The 17713-nt window shown below is 37.0% G+C and carries 17 protein-coding genes; all 17 read right to left on the bottom strand.

The window, feature by feature from the left end:
* Positions 1 to 433: 433 nt before the first annotated feature.
* Complete coding sequence (locus tag ACT6NV_RS03020) at positions 434 to 952, bottom strand: DUF1648 domain-containing protein (protein ID WP_445385791.1); 519 nt, start codon at positions 950 to 952, stop codon at positions 434 to 436.
* 48 nt (positions 953 to 1000) lie between these two features.
* Positions 1001 to 2122, bottom strand: coding sequence for a hypothetical protein (locus tag ACT6NV_RS03015; protein ID WP_445385790.1), 1122 nt, complete (start codon positions 2120 to 2122; stop codon positions 1001 to 1003).
* Positions 2123 to 2204: 82 nt separating this feature from the next.
* Positions 2205 to 3395 (bottom strand): serine hydrolase domain-containing protein, encoded by a 1191-nt coding sequence (locus ACT6NV_RS03010; RefSeq protein ID WP_445385789.1) that lies wholly within the window; start codon positions 3393 to 3395, stop codon positions 2205 to 2207.
* 9 nt (positions 3396 to 3404) lie between these two features.
* On the bottom strand, positions 3405 to 4157 hold the full coding sequence (locus ACT6NV_RS03005; RefSeq protein WP_445385788.1) for a DUF6090 family protein: 753 nt from the start codon (positions 4155 to 4157) through the stop codon (positions 3405 to 3407).
* A 207-nt stretch (positions 4158 to 4364) separates the two neighbouring features.
* Positions 4365 to 5807 carry an amidase gene (locus tag ACT6NV_RS03000; protein ID WP_445385787.1) on the bottom strand — a complete coding sequence of 481 codons (1443 nt, stop codon included), beginning with the start codon at positions 5805 to 5807 and terminating at the stop codon, positions 4365 to 4367.
* A gap of 627 nt (positions 5808 to 6434) precedes the next feature.
* Positions 6435 to 6911, bottom strand: a complete 477-nt coding sequence (locus tag ACT6NV_RS02995) for a hypothetical protein (protein WP_445385786.1) — start codon at positions 6909 to 6911, stop codon at positions 6435 to 6437.
* A gap of 221 nt (positions 6912 to 7132) precedes the next feature.
* On the bottom strand, positions 7133 to 7537 hold the full coding sequence (locus tag ACT6NV_RS02990) for a hypothetical protein (protein ID WP_445385785.1): 405 nt from the start codon (positions 7535 to 7537) through the stop codon (positions 7133 to 7135).
* Positions 7538 to 7623: 86 nt separating this feature from the next.
* Complete coding sequence (locus ACT6NV_RS02985) at positions 7624 to 8382, bottom strand: DUF6090 family protein (RefSeq protein WP_445385784.1); 759 nt, start codon at positions 8380 to 8382, stop codon at positions 7624 to 7626.
* 282 nt (positions 8383 to 8664) lie between these two features.
* Positions 8665 to 9438, bottom strand: coding sequence for a DUF6090 family protein (locus tag ACT6NV_RS02980; RefSeq protein ID WP_445385783.1), 774 nt, complete (start codon positions 9436 to 9438; stop codon positions 8665 to 8667).
* Positions 9439 to 9544: 106 nt separating this feature from the next.
* On the bottom strand, positions 9545 to 10270 hold the full coding sequence (locus ACT6NV_RS02975; RefSeq protein WP_445385782.1) for a DUF6090 family protein: 726 nt from the start codon (positions 10268 to 10270) through the stop codon (positions 9545 to 9547).
* Positions 10271 to 10464: 194 nt separating this feature from the next.
* Positions 10465 to 11544, bottom strand: a complete 1080-nt coding sequence (locus ACT6NV_RS02970; RefSeq protein WP_445385781.1) for a bestrophin family protein — start codon at positions 11542 to 11544, stop codon at positions 10465 to 10467.
* 54 nt (positions 11545 to 11598) lie between these two features.
* Positions 11599 to 12417 carry a CDP-alcohol phosphatidyltransferase family protein gene (locus tag ACT6NV_RS02965; protein ID WP_445385780.1) on the bottom strand — a complete coding sequence of 273 codons (819 nt, stop codon included), beginning with the start codon at positions 12415 to 12417 and terminating at the stop codon, positions 11599 to 11601.
* A gap of 322 nt (positions 12418 to 12739) precedes the next feature.
* Positions 12740 to 13567, bottom strand: coding sequence for a helix-turn-helix domain-containing protein (locus ACT6NV_RS02960; RefSeq protein ID WP_445385779.1), 828 nt, complete (start codon positions 13565 to 13567; stop codon positions 12740 to 12742).
* Between the two features lie 104 nt (positions 13568 to 13671).
* Positions 13672 to 14373, bottom strand: a complete 702-nt coding sequence (locus ACT6NV_RS02955) for a hypothetical protein (RefSeq protein WP_445385778.1) — start codon at positions 14371 to 14373, stop codon at positions 13672 to 13674.
* A 287-nt stretch (positions 14374 to 14660) separates the two neighbouring features.
* The gene (locus ACT6NV_RS02950; protein ID WP_445385777.1) at positions 14661 to 16115 is read right to left on the bottom strand and encodes a serine hydrolase; all 1455 of its coding nucleotides are present in this window, start codon (positions 16113 to 16115) and stop codon (positions 14661 to 14663) included.
* 112 nt (positions 16116 to 16227) lie between these two features.
* Positions 16228 to 16764 (bottom strand): helix-turn-helix domain-containing protein, encoded by a 537-nt coding sequence (locus ACT6NV_RS02945; RefSeq protein WP_445385776.1) that lies wholly within the window; start codon positions 16762 to 16764, stop codon positions 16228 to 16230.
* Between the two features lie 99 nt (positions 16765 to 16863).
* The gene (locus ACT6NV_RS02940) at positions 16864 to 17619 is read right to left on the bottom strand and encodes a DUF6090 family protein (protein ID WP_445385775.1); all 756 of its coding nucleotides are present in this window, start codon (positions 17617 to 17619) and stop codon (positions 16864 to 16866) included.
* Positions 17620 to 17713 lie beyond the last annotated feature (94 nt).

The raw sequence follows: 17713 nt of genomic DNA, 5'->3' as shown, positions 1-17713 counted from the left end.
AGTTACTTCGTGTGTTTGTTGAATTAATAAAAGTAGGTAATTTCCTTTTGCTGAAAGGAAAGCAATGGAGCATAGCCAACGTTGGCATTTCGTCGTTTCGTTGTCACCGACCATTGAAGTGCAAATATTACTCGGAAAAGAATAAACCAAACTTATTTATAAGTCTCAGTTTTTTGAGCGGAGTTAAAACCATCCATAAATGCTCTTTTGGTTCCTTCCCAATCGTAAATCGTTTCAATCACAAAAAATGTGAGAAAACCTAAGAAGAAAAAACCGACGTCTCTTTTTGAAATCTTCATTTTATAAAAATTTTTAGCTCAGTGATCTTACAATGAATGGCATCGGTTCCGTATATGGTTTGGTGCCTCACTACCCAGACCAGCCTTGGAATGATTAGTAAACTCTAATATAGGAAAATTTCCCAGGCACTGGGCTATTGCCGTTGCTGCGGGTAGTATTGTTTGATTAAAATTATCACTAAATAAATAACAGGGATCCCAAAAAGCAAACCGATTAGAAATGGGGACACATAATTGACAAGTTCCGGATACAATCCCAGTCCGTTTAGAATAGATGTTAGAGTAAGAACAAAGCAAGTAAAGCCTATGGCAGTGGCTAAAACCCTTAACATCTGTGATGCAATTTTATAGTTGTATTCCACGTTTTCGGGCCTGATTTTAATAGGGTAGTTAAAAACATGTGGGTATTGACTGAGCTTGATAATGCTCAGAACAATAATGCCCAGAATTATGGGTAGTTGCCACAACAGGCTTTTGTTGCCATATCCATTGGGATCTTTCTGAGTTGTGTTAAAATGAATAGGTAACTCCTCTGGGAGATGATTGTAATAGATAAGAATAAGCAGGGCTGAACTCAGTATCAATATAAAGCTCAGAACCTCCAATACTCTATCTAATTTACTTTTCTCAATGGTTATTTTGGGGCGGGTCATTTTTTGAATTACTTACAACTATTACCCTTAACTGCGTTTTAATGCTGTTCAGCTATTATTCGGCAAAGTATTTATATAGTCCTTTAAATATTGGTGTAATCCTTTTTCCGGATTATTGAGCAGCTCTTTTTTATACTCAATTTTCAGTTCATCTAAAAGGCGCATTATATTAAAGCCAATAGTGTAGTGATAGTCGGTGGGACCGGCATAGACTAAGTAATTAAAAGCACTGCTTTCCAAATCAATTTCTTCAAATTCCGAAAAAGAATTGAACTTCTGATCGTTCAGGATCGTTGGAGCCTCAGAATTATTGAAGTAATTTTTAAGGACAAACATGCTCTTGTACTCAATGTATCTGGCAGATCCTTCCTGGATGACATAATAGTCCTCTACCCGTTCAAGAAGTGGATAATCTGCCCCGTACTTAGTGATCCGCTTTTCCCTCTGGTCCAGGTAAGACGTAATTAATGAGTTGCGATTATCTTTATTGCCCTCTGAAAGGGCTTTCATTAGTATTTTGTTTTCACCCTGGATAAGGGTTAGGAATTGCTCGTCTTCCTGACATAGGGCCACCAGGTTTCTGGAGTCAAAGGGTAAAATTGCAATTACAGAATCAGCGTATTTCCGATAATTCTTATTGTTATACTGATAATGATGAAACATTTCATGAATTACCATGGTTGCCCACATTTCTGTGGTTTCTACAGAAGGAATGTATTTCCCGATTTCTTCCACTGAAGAATATTGTTCCACAGGATTTTTAAAGAAGAACTCTGAAGAATCCTCTTCATTGAAACTAATCATCACTTCCATGTGATATGGAATGCTGTCTGTCCTTTCTAAGAGCCAATAATTATCACTGTGTTTTTTGCCCTCGCGTAATTTTTCAATCACATAGGAATCCGGAAAGAATATTTCAGACCAATTTGAATCGAAGTAAATCAGAGTTCCTTCATTGTTTTTGGTGCCAAAGTCAGACCAACTACTTTCGGCAACAGCTTTTTTCAGGTTCAGAACGAAAGAAATTCTTCGGGTGGACAAACTATCGGGTAAATCAAATTGATTCTCTGAGGTATTACTTTCAATTCGTGTCTGGGAATTATTTTTTTGATTCTGGCATGCGGTTGTGAGAATGCAAACACCAGCTAGTAGTAAAAGTTTTATTTTCAATGTGTTCAATTTGCCTATTGATTAGTGTTTAAAACGTAGCGACCCAATGGGAGCTATGAGTTCATATACAATATTATCAACTTTATTCAGTATTCGATTGAATCACGGCCATTTTAGTTGCCTGAAGAATATCCTCGTTTTCTGCATCAAAAATATTCCAGCTATTAACTACGGCTATAGATTCATATTGCGGGAAAACTAAGAGAAACTGGCCACCAAAACCTCTGCCAGCCCAGATTTCAACATCTCCCTGATCTTCTCTCCACCATTGATAGCCATATCCCCTTTCGTTATCGAATTCAACGTGTTTCGATGTACTTGTTTTAGCCCAATCTGAGGAAATTATTTGCTGTCCGTCCCAGGCGCCATTATTTAGCATTAAGTATCCAATTTTTGCCAAATCTTGCGCTTCCAAGAACAAACCACCCTCAGTGTCCGGAAATCCGGCTGGCGTCTTTTTCCAATAGTAATTCTCAATGCCCAATGGAGTAAATAAATGTTTCTCAGCATATTCATCCATGTATAATCCTGTAGCCTTCTTAATTATCCCAGACATGAGATGGCTCGCCCCACTGTTATAAACCCATTTCGTTCCCGGAATTGTATCCATTGGCTGATTCAAAGTAAACTGAATCCAATCTTTGCTTTCTTCGAGTTGTCCGGTAGTATTTGTTGAATCTATGGGCCTGTCTATTTCATGCCATTCCATCCCCAGTTGCATGGTCAACAGATTTTCTAAGGTTGCGGTTTTAAGGGCTTCATCCGTTTTAGATAAGTTGTAGTCCTCAAAGAAATCAAGCACTTTGATGTCTGTATTGCTTATAGCATTTTCTTTAATCGCTACACCAATCAAGATTGAAGCAATGGATTTGGTAACAGATTGCAGGGTATGAACCTGTCGGTTTTGATAATAGGGGTGCCAGTAGGGATGATAGTAATTATAGTCTCCGAAAACAGTAGAATCTCTGCAGGTTGCATATCCGCATCCCAGTACACCGGACTTCCCCTTACTTATTTTCTTGTAATCATTCGTAAAGGACTGCCTGAATACCAACTTCCCATTTTTAATTAAGAGCAGTTGGTCAACATTGCCATAAACTCTATTTTCAATCCCATTTCGTAAATCATCAAAAGGCGCCTTCTTTAAGCTTTCAGCTTCAAAAGTTGAGGTTTCCCAGGAAGCTGTCGGAAACTGACTCTCTTTATCTTGATTTTTACACGATATCAAAAGAAATAGCAGGATACTGAGTATTGTGAGATGCTTGTTTTTCATTGTTTGTATTTATTGTTGTGCTTTCGTTATTTCTTTTTCAATTTGTTTCTGAATAATTTTCATTTTTTCCAATGCAGCTTTTGCATAATTCTGAAATATGAGGCGTTCAGTATAAATATGTGTCAAATGATTCATGAATCTATCAACCTTTTTTAAACCATTAAAATCATTAGGGACTTTAAGATGTGAATCATCGAATTTCCTACTCGTATCACTACTAATGGTTTCCAAATAATCTAAAAAAATTGAATTTGTATTTAAGTACAATTGTTTCTTCAAGTCCATGGATTCAGAAACTTGAGCGTATTGAAAATCATATAAATTGACTATTTCTGATTTTAATTTGTCATTTTTGATAATTTCCAATCCTTTAGATTTTAGCGATTCAAAACCCATTTTTTGAGGCCAAAAAGCATCGTATCGATTTATATCGCCAAACATTCTTGCCATTGAAGCATCATAATTGACTGACTCGTCTTTTAAAATGCTAATTAGTTGTCTGTTGTATTGAATTGACAAGGAATCATTTTTAATCATTCCCTTTAGATTATTAATATCTGTTATGAGATCATTATTCAGGCTTTGAAGAATTTTTAACTCTACGAAATTATCTTTTCGATTTTCATTCCAATTGTTAATTTGAAGTGCAATTAAAATTCCAATTACTACAAGAATAATTTCTCCAATTGCATATTTGAAATACTTTACAGTTTTACCTTCTGTAAGTAGGTTTTGTCTTATCCTTCTGAAAAACTTGATCATATCTTTTGTTTTTTAAGGCCAGCGCACCGTCTGGCTCCTCACTTACAAAGGTCTACAAGACCTTTGCTATCCGTTCGGCCCTCTTAAGAATTTTATCATTGATTATTAGTTGGTCCCGATAACTATCGGGAATGAAGCAACACGGTTTTGTATATGAAAAATGGCGGATTCTTATGTGCTCTTTTTTAAATACGTTGTTGGTAATAGTCAGATTCCATTGGGTTTTACAAATCCTTGAATGAATTCAGAGACCAATTTTGTAAAATGTAACATATCCGGTTCGCTCCAGTAGGATCCTACTAACTGTATTCCTATGGGCAATCCTTCTTCACCTAATCCCAGTGGAATACTCATGGCCGGGTGACCACTTCCATTAAAACAGGCATTAAAGGGCCAAACATAATTTATATAAGTAACGGCTTTGTCGTTATAGTGGATTGGAGTACCGATCTTACATCTTTTATAGGCTGGTCCGTAACCAATCGGACAAACCAGAAAGTCAAAGTTTTCAAAGTACGTCTCCCATTCTTCAATTATTTGAGCTCTTCGCCCTATTAGTTCTGAATAATCAGTAAATGTATCTATGAGCTTCCAAAAATCTGTTTTCATTCCTTTTAGAAATCCTCTTCTCAGGGATCGCATCATCAAGGGTCTTATGAACCAGGGTACATCCTGAAGGATCATTTGAAATGAAAGCCTGCTGAAGACTTCCAGTGTACGTCCGTGCAAATCATTTTGGAGCGGTGCATGCCTCGTTTCCACACCTTTCTCGTTTAGGAGGGAAATGAAATTTTTGATCGTATCCTGAGTTTGTTGACTGGTCTCATATCCAGGCCAGCAATCTACCCATCCAACTTTGTAATCAGTCAGTATTTTGTTTTCTGGCCTGCTCCAGGCAATCGGTTGAATCGATCTGTCGCTTTTGTCGGGTCCTTGCAATAGTGTCCATAAGAGTTCCAGGTCTTCGGGAGTTCTTGCCATTGGGCCACCCGTAGCCATTTGAAAAAGGTATCCTCTCGCATTTTTTGGTTTGGGTGCAAGCCCATGCCCCGGGATGGTATTTTCAGTGGGCTTCAGGCCATAAATACCACAAAAATTTGAAGGTATCCGAATGGACCCTCCCAAATCACCACCGAGTTCAATGGGAACCATCCCGGATGCCAAGGCAGCCGATGCTCCCCCTGAACTTCCCCCGGGAGAATATTCCGGGTTGTACGGATTCTTACAATCTGGGTAGAGATCACCACTGACCTGATAGTCCAGAAGTTCTTTAGCAACATTGGTTTTCCCTATGATTATGGCTCCGGCAGCTTTCAACCTTTTTACAACTAAAGCATCTTCAGGAGCTTCCCAGTCCTTTAATCGGTTACTGTTCAGGGTGCTCCTGGTGCCTTTTACCCAAAACTGTTCTTTTACCGTCATCGGAACACCATGTAAGGGACCCCTAAAATTACCTGCTTCAGCCTCCCTATCGCAAGCCTCCGCTTCCTTCATTGCCTGCTCCTCCAGTAGCACCACGATGGCACCGATCCTTGGGTTATATTCATGGATATGTTCAAGATGCGCCCGCAAAATAGCCGATGAAGTGGCCTCCTTATTTCGAATCAGACTTGCCAGCTCACAAGCAGATTTATATATATAGTTATTCATTTATTCTTAATTATTGCCAACAGCCCAGGCTATGCAAGGTCGCTCGGGCAGGTGTTCGCTTTCAAAACGACTCACGACAAAACAGCCAGCCTGGGGTGGCAGTGGCCCGGGTTGATTATTGATTAATTAAAAGTAGGGATTTTCTAAGAAGCTAAGGCCAGCCACGAAGTATACCCGTTTTTGTGCACCGCATTTCCTCAATTGTCAGAGCGACCGATAAATGACGAGCACTACTGCAACAACAAAAATGGAAGTGAATATTACTTTGTTGTGCCTGGCAAGCCAATTTGGAAGAAATATGTCAAAATTGTCCCTTTCTGAGTCTGAATACTTTCTGGCAATCAATGTTAATGGGCAAAACATTTTGAAGATTAGTAAGGTGAGGCCCTCGCCAATTACAAGGGCGATACCAATCCACGTATAGATGGTTACCTTATCGGCAATCCCGGAATACAGCACATAGAAGATTACGGCAACAAAAAATGCCCAGATTACAGTATGAAGTAGCTTAATTGCAAAAAGCTTCTCTGTTGAATTCATTGTTGCATTAGGTCAATTGTTTTACAACGGTCTTCTATATGAGCTGTTCTAATGGCTTATATACATTGTTGGTATTTCATATGCATTTTATAATTCAATGTCTTTAACAATTATCAAAGTTAAAATTGCAATGCAGACAAAACCAATCGCGGCCGTCTTTACAGCCATGGATTTTGATGCTTCTATTCTTATGCGCATTATTCTTTTCTTAAAAATCAGTCCAACAATAAATGGCAACACCAATAGAAACGCGTACCCATAAAGTGTAGTCGGATGATATAACTCTTCCATAGCATTTCTTATTAGTCCGAAGAATATGTAGTCCATAACTACGGCTGAAAGCAACAATATTAGCGAGATACTTAACGCTCCTTTGAAAAGATGCTTGTCTGGGAACGTTTTTAAGGCTAAAAAAATGGCATACATCCATAAAAATGGCAAAACAGACAGCATTAGAATAATTCCCAGAGATGGACTATAACTCCATGGAAACCAAAGCAGGAGGTTCGAAGCCCAGTATACGGCAAAACCAAGGCAAAAAACATAAAGGATCCAATTTTTCATTTCTTTCAATTAAATCTTCAAGAAAGGCATGTATTCATTCCAACCAAAAAATACTGAAAAAAATATGTGAATTAAAGGTGCAGATAAAATACTCAATGCTAAATACAGAAATGTTCTTCTCAGATCTATTTTCAATACTTCACTAATAGTTCGATCTTAAATAAAGGTGCATTCTATAATGAAATCCGATTTACGTATAGCTTTTAAAGGGTGCAACTTTATTAGTTTATCCTATTTGAATGTATAAAACTTATTTTAAGTTCATTTCCGACTCGTTTAAGATAAACGCTGTGTAAGTTATCAGGGCCATAATAATAATGAACAAATGCGCTGTTGCAGTCAGTCTCAATTTCAAAATCAAATTCATCGAATTTGTATTCATCCGGCTCCGGCCAATCTTTAATGAATTGAACCAGTTCATTAAAATTTATTTCTCCTTCATCTCCGTACATGAGAAAATCCGAAGTAGTAAGATTTTTTAGTTCTTCAAAATCACTATGGTTGCCTGAATACAAAAAATCTATAATCACCTGTTTGGCCTGTTCAGGATCCACTTTATCGCATTTTTGGTTTTGCGTTCCACACCCAACTGTGAATACCAGAAATAGAACTAATATTTTTTTCATTTTTAGTAAATTTTAGTTGGGCCTAGTGGTCCTGATAATGAGTAGTTGCGAAGTAATTACTTATGACCCTTGTTGTGCTTTCGCTATTATTCAAGCTCCTGATCAATTTCTTTCAATATTGTTTCTATTTCTTTTTTTATGGTACCCAGAAACATTTCATTTGAAGTTACTGATTTAAGGAACAATGCGTATTCAAATAGGTGGTTTTCGAGCTCAATAGAATAGAAAATCAGTTTATTATCCACATTTTCTGAGATCGATTGATAAGGAACATTATATTCATCATTGGCAATTTTCCGCAAACTACCTTCCTTAAAAAGGATGGTTTTTATTTTGTCCTTTTTGGTCTGCGCCGCATTTTCCTGACGTTTATAATCTTCTACCAGGCTTTCGAATGACGCTATTCTTTGTCTCAGCTTTTGGCTTGTAATCGTATTTAAGTTGCCTGAACTTACTATATCACTTAAGACTCCTCTTGTAGGTTGAAAAACAAAGGATTTGCCAAGGACTTGAAGCCTCTTGTCCACAGAATCGCTGGAAATACCATTGGATACATCCTTGTCAAACAACGCTATTAATCCGTTGACACCATTCAAAATGTCCTTGGCCTTGGCAATTGAAATATTTACTTTCTCCAGGTTGGTATTAAATTCTGATTTCAGAGATATTAAATACTCTTGTTCTATTCTTCGTTCTCTTTTTTGCTCATTCCAGTTGTTGATCTGAAGAGCGATCAAAATTCCAATCACAACAAGGATAATTTCTCCTATGGCATAAAGTAGATATTTATTGAATTGGTTTTCAGAGATTAAATTTTCTCGAATTTTCCGAAAGAATTTTATCATTGGTTAACGGTATTTAACACTAAAGTACATCGGTTCTGGCTGTTTTGAGTGGGGATTAGAAAGTACTGATCCCGCGTCTTGCTTATAACAGCTCCTTGATTTAAATTTAAACCTTGTCACACGTTCCAATCTATACGAAATTTCCTGCCTGCCTAAACGCTTGTTCATTCCCGGTGTAGGTTATCAGCTTTTTCTACTGATTTTCCTTTGAACGTTCAGAGAATGCATGTTTTTTAAATATAACCAATCTGATTCTTAACTCGTATTAGCGGCACAAAGAAACTATTGGGGCTTGGGGTCTTGGACTTCATCAATTGCCTTTATCAGTCCTCTGGCTTCAGATAAGGTTTGCTCCATGTTCTCATAAGTCCGACTTTTTCGAAAAATGGAACGGCGTAAATAATTACGCGTTGTTGGGTTTCTTAAAAATTCGTAGAAAATAATTTTCCTTTCCTCTTCACTTTGTACAAACGGATAATTATTAGCCATTATCGACAGCCCGGCATTTCCAGACCCCATCTCTATTCCGCTTGAATTGGTATAGTAACCCGCAATTTCAAGATTAGCGTCTCTGTCCCATACCTTAAAGGAATCAAAATAGTTGGCTGTATGGGTATAATATTGGTTTACTTTTTCGAAAATATCCGGATTTGAATTGAGACTGGTCACACCGGCATTGATCATCTTCTTGTAGGTTTCATCATTTAGACTGTATCCAAAGTAGCCAAAACCCAGCCGATCTACTAAGGTGTCCATAGGTATGTCCATCCGTCTATCTGTTCTCAGGAGCCATTCCAGATTTTCGACTTTTTGTATTTTGTTCTGCAGCCCTTCGGAAATTGCAAGTGAATCTGAAATCAGGTCTTTTCTCAGGTTATGCAAATATTGCTCTTCCTTTATGAGCAATTGCCTCTGTTCGTTCCAATTGTTGATACTCACTGCAATTAGTATTCCGATCACAACAAGCACAATCTCACCAATGGCATATAGCAAGTACTTGCTATACTTGTTTTCAGTGAGTAGACTTTGTCTGATCTTTCTAAAGAATTTTATCATTGGTTATTGGTTGGTCCCAATAACTATTGGGAATGAAGGATAACGTTTCATATATGAGCTGTTTTAATGGCTTATATGCCATTGTTGTACTCTCGTTATTTTTATTTCAGGTGCGCGTATCTAATTCTGTATTGATGTCATCTATTAACCTTTCTATTAAATCCCGCATATTTCTGAGACTGTTATAATAGAGTCTTAATTGTGTGTAATAATAATCAAAGTCGGCAAGCACCTCTTTTTTATCAGGATTATCAACGAAAAAATCTTTAGCGCTAAAATATTTATGTTCGACTGCATATTTCTGTCCAATAAAGTCTTGTCGTCGTTTAATATCATCATAAACGCTGGTTAAAGAAGGTTTTCGGGTTTCATATAGTTCCTGTATCGTTTGAAGTAATAACTCATTTTTTATTAATCCTGCAGAGGCGTTTGAGGTTAATACCTTATATGAGCCCATAGTAAGTCTTAATCCAGCGCCTCTGTTAATCATATCCCTCACCGAAACTTCATCCAGCGTATATTTTATCGGAATAAAATTTCTTGGTAAGATAAACGTAGAATCCAAAAAATATAATTTTGAGATTTTTCTGTGATAACGCTCAATAGCACTTTCAATTCTGTTAAGGTCTACTTCCAAATCAGCCTTAATACCAGTTAAATAGTTCAATTCTCGGGATTGTTCTTTTCTGCCTTCATTCCAAGTATTGATTTGCAAAGCGATCAAAATTCCAATAACCACAAGGACTATTTCTCCAATAGCATATTTCAAGTACTTTCCGGTTTTTCCTTCTGAAAGTAGGTTTTGTCTTATTCTACTGAATAACTTGATCATGTCTTTTGTTTTTTAAGACCAGCGCACCATATGGCTCCTCAATGGCATATCCGTTCGGCCCTCTGAAGAATTTTAACATGGGTCAAAGGTTGGTCCCGATAACTATCGGGTATGAAGGCTAACGGCCTTCATACCTGACGCAGCCAGCTTTTGATGGCTATGGGCAGGTATGCATTTTTAGCTGCTGGTTCATTTTACATTTCAGTATCACCATTATTGGCATAAGGTTTTGGTATTGCATTTTTATCATCTCCAATTATCTCTCGGATATCGATTTCTATGGCTCTTGAAATTGTAGTAATTGGGACATCATTTCTACTTCCTTCAAAAGGGTTTTCAGACACATCACCTACCCTTTCCATAAGCATAAAAACCCATGATATAACTATGCTGATTGGAACAGTCATCCAAACAAAGTTTTTAGCAATTAGACTATTGATGAGGTTTGTATTTTCATCTCTAGCCAGGCTATGTCCTATCTCGTTAAATTCATGCATCATTCCAAAGGGGAGCAGAATCATAAAAATCCAAACAAAAAACAAGTTTAGTGTGGCAAATTGCCTTGGATACGGGAAATTTTTAATTCTTTCGACTTTGCCTTGTAAGGTAAATAGTTCGCCAATCAGGTTCTTGAATTCCATGTGTCGAAAGTCATCAATCAATCCTTCTAATTTTAATTTTTTAAAGTGCTTTGATTGAAGATTGAGGCAGGCAGCTTGTTTGTTGGTCATACTGAGAATATATTCTTTTTCATCTTCAGTTAGATATCCCTCAAGTTCTTCTTGTAGAGAGAATTTGTGTTCTTTTATTTCCAAGGTTCCCATATGCTCTTTGTAAGACTTATTACCCACAATAGTTTCCCATGGTTTATTGGTTCTAAGTGCATGCCTTAAAGAAGTTAACCAGGCGATATGACGCATGATAATAGTTTTCTTGATTTTAAGGAATTCATCATCGCTTCTTTCCAATTGTGTAAATTCATTAGTGATAAAGTCATTGACCATTGTAGCTAATAGTCTTGAAGCGTTTACAATGCCCCCATATATCTTGCGAGCTTCCCATAGTCTCTCATACGAAGCATTGTTTTTAAATCCGGTTATGAATGCGAGTGATGTTCCTATGAGTCCAACTGGAAGCCAAGGCAGATATAGCCACTTTAAGCCAACAACATCATACAGTATTACAGGTATAATAGACAGGAGGAAAAAAAAGTAGATATACTTTCTCGTCCATAGGAGTACAATTTTTAGTGAGTATACTGGCTTTATGTACATATTATTTTATTGCAGCTAATGATTAGTAAATGAAACGCAGCATCCCAAAGGGAGTTATGATTTCATATACATTGTTGTGTTGTGTTTTTCACCTTTCTCTTTCAGTTCTGGATAGAAAAACTTTCTAATACCTATGAAAACAAAAACCATGACTGTATAAACTAAAAAGAAAGGTAGAATAATGGCTTTCAGGCCTAGTACAAGCATAGCTGAAATAATGAGCAGTTGGAAACCCAAACCAAAGGTAGAAACGCAAGTCATCAACCAATTTGGCAATACTGCTCCTTTATCTGCATTACTATCCAAGGCATATATGGTTTTATCAAAAGCACTATAAAACAGCTTATACAAGCCAAAAAGGATATTCACATGCTTTTGGTTTTCGCCATCTAATGCTTTTGGTGTTTTGTTTTCAAACACACGACTGGTAGTATCACCATCAAATTTATTTCTTAAAATAACATAGTAGTAATTATATAGCGTGCCTTGTAATTGCAAGCCTATGAATGCTGCAAGGCATGTCCAAATGCTAGTATCGGTAATATACCAGATAGAAATAAAAAATAAAGCATTTAATATAATGTCTGCTACAGAATCCAAATAACGACCAGTATACGATGGTTTTTGTTTTACGCGTGCCAATTCACCATCTGCGGCATCTAGAATTGACTTAAAAATCAGAAAGAATGCAGCCAGCCAATAATAACCCTGTATAATACAATAAATGGCAATGAGGCCAGATATTATAAATCCAATAGTAAGGTGTACAGGAGTGACAGCAGTACTCTTTAATGAATTCGCGAGTACTTTGGCTATAGGTCTTCCATAGTCTGAAAGATCAACAAATTTATTCTCTTTGGGTAATTTGGACATGTAATAGTATTGCAAACCTTATAGTGGAAGATACCGGGAATAGTATAAAGATAAGGCTAAATCATAGCTTGCGCATTGGTTTCAGGAAGTAAATATGCTGAATAAGGAGTGTTCCATTTTGATGTTTTTCTGATAAGGCAATGTTTTGTCAAATGGAACACAACGGTCTAGTATATAAGCGGTTTTAATGGTTTAAATACATTGTTGTGTTTAGTCAATTACCCTTAACGCAAAATATCTGTTTTTGTCAAAAACCTCCTAGTTTCATTCTTTAAGCCATATTCTTTACAAAATCTACCCTGCCCTCTAAAGTATCATTCGCTCATACCCTTAACCGGGCCTGCATCCTTAATGGCGTATTATCCAGTTCTGCATTAATTAGTGTGGGGACAACACCTGTAAACTCTTTGAAATCCCTGATAAAGTGCATCTGGTCATGGTAGCCCGAGCTATGTGCAATGGCCGTCCAGCTGAGATCGGGTTTTGCTTCCCTCAGGCGGTACGCTTGCGAAAATCTGGCAATTTTTGCGTAAGTCTTCGGTGGCATCCCAATGCGTTCCCCACACCTTCTTTCAAACTGGCGAAGGCTTAAACAAGCAACGGACGCAAGCTCCTTAATAAGCATATTGCCATTGTTTTGCAGTAGTAAGCGCATGGCTTTATCAAAAGGCAACGATTCGTGAGCCCTGCTGAGGCGATGCAGCAAAAACATTTCTATGATGCATTTCTGGGTTTCCAGATTGTCGGTATTCGCCAACTTTTCGTTCAATTCCTTTAGCTCCGGCCCGAAGATTTGCTCTGCGTCATATGCTTCATCAAACAATTCTTTCATGGGGATGCCCAACAGCCTGAATAAACCGCCAGGCCGGAAATCTACCCGTATACATTTCAGGCATCGGTTCACCATCAGGTCTACACGGCTGTATTGGGGCCCAATGATCATTGTGGTGGCCTGCTGTTCGAAGTCCTTCATCCCTTCTTTCCTCATGTTCAGGGGGTGGTTGCCATAGAAAATAATGGATTGCAGTGGCGTAGCCGGATAGGGTGTTATTGTCGGCTCAACATCATTAGGCATCTGTACATCTACAGCTGTGTAGCAGAGGACGATTTCACGTAGCGCTGGATGGGGTATATAGATCGTGTCAGGCACTTTTAATAATATTCGGTTTGTAATTTGGGATGCTAATCCCTAAAAATACTACTTAAAGCATTTGAAATGAGCATCGTACAGATGTTTTTTGTGAATTTACGCCACTACCATATTCGCAGGCCAATGTTTTGGGTTTGATCACCCACATGGCTTACGTTATACTTAAATGAACGCCCATCGGACAAGCTTCCTTCGGCTTTAATTTGCACAAGGTGATTATCAAAATTGGGTTTCAGGGTTTCATGAAACTTTGTGGCAATACCCTCCAGGTGTTCAGAATTGCGGAGTTCTGTGATGGTTACCACCCCGTCTGAAGCCAGGGTTTCAAAATCTGTCTGGTTTATAAACCAGAAGGGAACGGCATTTCCGGTACTTTGCGCTATGATGGGAAATACCTCAGGACCGGCATCCTTTTCCTTTATGACAAATCCAGAGGTGAGCAAATGGCATGAAAATGCGGCTGGCACATCAAATAGTTGGAGCAGGTTAAAGTCTTCGTTTATGCAGCCTGGCTCACGATAAAAGGCGATGACCACCCATCCGTCCACCGCGTAAATCTGATTCAGTATGGAGGCTAAGCGCATATAAAGCGGTGGCCCCGGATCTTCTGCCGAGGGAAAGGGTATTTTGACATGGGCGGATGAACTTTCTAATTTACGCAGTTCAATCTCAAGAAGTTGTTGCTGTAAATCCTCGCTTATCATCTGATCGTCCGAACAGCCTACCGTGCAAATAAGCAGGGAAATTGATAAAGCAATTGCAGTGAAAAGTCGTTGTGCCGAATGGCGGTTGAAAATAGTTTCCATTTTAATGTCGTTTATATGCAAAGCTATCTTTCATTGCCAGGTCTGGATAGTACAAAAACGACATTCTTTCCGCTCATGGTTGGTGGGAGCTATGCTATAGGGTTTTCCCACTTGGGGTTTTTAGTTTACCAGTTAAAATATCAACTATAATTTTCAGTTTGTACGGTCCGGATTACCGTCTGTTCTATTTGTCACTTTTATGTATAATTCGTGGTATTATTTTGCCTGAGGTTTTACCTAAACTGTGTTTTAATGCAGTTTAGGTCTTGTTGGCAACAGTTGTTATTCTAGTTCTTAAGTAATTCTGTTAACTTTTTCTGCGAATCATTGTATCCTAATTCAATTGCCTTTCGGTAGCTTTTTATAGCATCTTCTTTTCGGTTATTTGCTTTATAGCCATCACCCAAAGAATCCCATAGGTTTCCGTCATTAGGATAAAGTTGAACATTTTTCTTAAACAATGCTACAACCCAATCTTTATGTTTATCCATCATTAATAGAATATTTCCAATTGAATTTAAAAGTCTGGAACTTGTAAAATTGTCAGGATATTTTTCTTTTAGTAAAGCTATTAGTTCTTCGGCATTAGCAATGGTGTTTTTTGCCATATAGTTAATAGCATAGGCATAAACATTGTTCTCAACTGGCTTCGGAATATAAGTCTCATCCAATAGCATTTTTGCAATTTCGTATGCGATGTATTCTACCTTTTCACTATTTGCATTTGTAGCATAGACAATATAGATATCCTTTTCGGGGAACCAAATCAGCGAGTGTGAATATGCACCATTAGACCCGTTATGAGTGATTCGTTTAACGTCACCTTCCAGAAACCTTATGCCCCAACCATAACCGTAGCTTGACTTACCACTGGGAGAATCTGCATAAGCCGCAGTCATTTTTTTAAACGACTCCCTTGATATAATTTTATCGGATTTTAGAGCTTTATACCAAAGTATCATATCATTTTGTGTCGAATTAATGCCTCCATTAGCTTTTAAATGCCAACTAATAGTGCCATTTTTTTGATACTTTAAAATAGGTGATTCATCTTCTAGAATTCCCCGATTGTAACTTCGTGAGATTTGCTTAGTATTCCATTTGGGTAACAGGTAACCTGTTTGTTTCATTCCTGCCGGAAAAAATAAATACCGGGATAAAAAGGCTTCATATTCTAATCCGGATGTAATTTCTATAATCTTACCTAAGACACTATAGCCTACATTAGAATATTCATACTTTTCTCCAGGACTAAACAGTAATTTACTTGCAAAAAGAGTATCGAAAAATTGTTTTGAAGTGATTTCGTCAAAATCATTTCCTATGGTTTCAGTAAAACCAGATGTATGAGTTAATAACTGGTGAATAGTGATATTTTGCTTATCTGTTGGAAGATTTTTAAAAAACAGGGACAATGGGTCTTTTTCATTTATTTCACCCATTTCAATCAACTTTAAAATAGCGGTTGCCGTAAACTGTTTTGTATTAGAGCCAATATCAAAAATAGTATTAGGGTTATTTTTTGCTTGGGTATTTTTGTTGGCTAGCCCATAACCTTTATTAATAACAATGTCTCCGTTTTTTATAACCGTTATAGCTCCTGCAAATCCGTTTTTAGATCCAGAATCCAAATAATTGTCTATTCTATTATAAAGGGTTGGTGATTGATTCTGATTTTGTGCAACCGCAATATTGCATAATGCAATGGCTATGAGGATAGTTAAAATTTGTAATGTTTTCATAGATTAAATTGTTTGAGGCAAAATTCAAGAAAAGAGAATTTAATATCTATAAAAACATCACGTCAATCTCCTGTCAATAACACGACAACAGTTTTAAGGACTTGAAAAACAGTTAAATAAGGCTGTACCCTAACTTGAAGTAGAGCTCTTTATGCTTCTCTATATTTACTGAATTGACAAGTATGATAATAAGGTTTATTACTATCAAAACAATGGCAACCCAAAGTGCTGTTAGATGATGCAAGCCAAAGGTTAATTTGAGAAATCCTGCTATGAAGAATATTAGAATAGAGATGATACTCCATAAAATTTGAAGGGTGATAATGTCTTTTGTAAGGTGGTTGTTTTGTTTGTAATAATAGGTTAGAGCTAATGGTAAAATGAAGTTCAACAATGGAATGAAGCAGACAAATGCAATAGAGAGATTTATGCGTTTAACCAGTGAATAATTAACATTCTCTGTCAGTTTTTGTGATTTACTTAAAGAAGACAAGTCTAAACCAAGAGTTTTAGCAAGAATTTTTGCTGTATGTCCTTTTGGCTTTTGACCTGCTTCTATACGTTGTATGGTTCGTATGGAAAGCCCAGATAGCTCAGCAAGCTCTTCTTGAGTTAAATGTTTTTGCTCTCTTATGGTTTTTAAATTCATCTGTACTTGATTTGGCACCGATTCTGTGAAATTATTGCCAAAGGTCTCGCGTATGATGTGTGCCTTTTGGCATACATTATACACGTTGTTGTGCTTTTGTTATTTTTTAATTTCTCTATCAATTAGTGCAATTAAATTTTCTGATTTTCCCTTAATACTTTGATAGAGTTCAATCATTCCTTCCGAAGTCCATTTCGAAACAACACATCCGTTTTTATATTCAAGACTCTCAAATAGAGCCTTAAAATCTTCTTCTGAAATATTGACCTGTTGTGCAGTTTTTTCTCCCAGAAAAACAGGCTTCATACGTTCAATATCAGCTAATCTAAAAATTGGTTTAGATATATTTTCATCATATTCCGCCGTTTCGTGTTCAATGTTGAATATATTTTGTTGGTAGAGTAGAGATAATTCAAATAAATATATTTTTATTGAATCGTTAGAAATAAGATTCATATTTCCAGAACTCACTAAATCATTGTATGTAACATTACTAGGTTGAAATCTTTCCTGATATAAAGTGTTCACCACATTATAAGTTGTTTCGTTTAAATCCTGAATTGGTTGTCCGTTTATTTGGTTTATTAATCTTTCATTTCCTCGTGCCTTTTTTTGTCTAAAATCTATATTGTATTCAAGGCTTTCAATATCTTTTGTTAGGTCCAGTTTAATATTTGATAAATACTTAAATTCTCTTTCGGCATCTAATCTTTTGTTATTTGAATTGTTTATTTGTAGTGCAATCAAAATTCCAATAACCACAAGTATTATTTCGCCTATTGCATAAAGCAGATACTTGCTGAATCTATTTTCATTTATCAACTTTTGCCGAATTTTTCTAAAAAATTTTATCATTGGTCAATGGTTGGTAATATGATGAAGCACAACGTCTAACGTATATGGAAAGTAGCGCTGAAAATAAGGGATAACTTTTCGGATTAAAATAAGC

This window comes from Robiginitalea insularis, from assembly GCF_052497835.1.
The sequence above is the reverse complement of the archived record's forward strand: the minus strand, read 5'-3'. Positions and strand labels throughout refer to the sequence as shown.

What these genes read in the sequence shown, in the direction of transcription:
- ACT6NV_RS03020 (WP_445385791.1), bottom strand. Translation starts at nt 952, where the DNA reads ATGACCCGCCCCAAAATAACCATTGAGAAAAGTAAATTAGATAGAGTA.
- ACT6NV_RS03010 (WP_445385789.1), bottom strand. Translation starts at nt 3,395, where the DNA reads ATGAAAAACAAGCATCTCACAATACTCAGTATCCTGCTATTTCTTTTG.
- ACT6NV_RS03005 (WP_445385788.1), bottom strand. Translation starts at nt 4,157, where the DNA reads ATGATCAAGTTTTTCAGAAGGATAAGACAAAACCTACTTACAGAAGGT.
- ACT6NV_RS03000 (WP_445385787.1), bottom strand. Translation starts at nt 5,807, where the DNA reads ATGAATAACTATATATATAAATCTGCTTGTGAGCTGGCAAGTCTGATT.
- ACT6NV_RS02995 (WP_445385786.1), bottom strand. Translation starts at nt 6,911, where the DNA reads ATGAAAAATTGGATCCTTTATGTTTTTTGCCTTGGTTTTGCCGTATAC.
- ACT6NV_RS02990 (WP_445385785.1), bottom strand. Translation starts at nt 7,537, where the DNA reads ATGAAAAAAATATTAGTTCTATTTCTGGTATTCACAGTTGGGTGTGGA.
- ACT6NV_RS02985 (WP_445385784.1), bottom strand. Translation starts at nt 8,382, where the DNA reads ATGATAAAATTCTTTCGGAAAATTCGAGAAAATTTAATCTCTGAAAAC.
- ACT6NV_RS02980 (WP_445385783.1), bottom strand. Translation starts at nt 9,438, where the DNA reads ATGATAAAATTCTTTAGAAAGATCAGACAAAGTCTACTCACTGAAAAC.
- ACT6NV_RS02975 (WP_445385782.1), bottom strand. Translation starts at nt 10,270, where the DNA reads ATGATCAAGTTATTCAGTAGAATAAGACAAAACCTACTTTCAGAAGGA.
- ACT6NV_RS02970 (WP_445385781.1), bottom strand. Translation starts at nt 11,544, where the DNA reads ATGTACATAAAGCCAGTATACTCACTAAAAATTGTACTCCTATGGACG.
- ACT6NV_RS02965 (WP_445385780.1), bottom strand. Translation starts at nt 12,417, where the DNA reads ATGTCCAAATTACCCAAAGAGAATAAATTTGTTGATCTTTCAGACTAT.
- ACT6NV_RS02955 (WP_445385778.1), bottom strand. Translation starts at nt 14,373, where the DNA reads ATGGAAACTATTTTCAACCGCCATTCGGCACAACGACTTTTCACTGCA.
- ACT6NV_RS02950 (WP_445385777.1), bottom strand. Translation starts at nt 16,115, where the DNA reads ATGAAAACATTACAAATTTTAACTATCCTCATAGCCATTGCATTATGC.
- ACT6NV_RS02945 (WP_445385776.1), bottom strand. Translation starts at nt 16,764, where the DNA reads ATGAATTTAAAAACCATAAGAGAGCAAAAACATTTAACTCAAGAAGAG.
- ACT6NV_RS02940 (WP_445385775.1), bottom strand. Translation starts at nt 17,619, where the DNA reads ATGATAAAATTTTTTAGAAAAATTCGGCAAAAGTTGATAAATGAAAAT.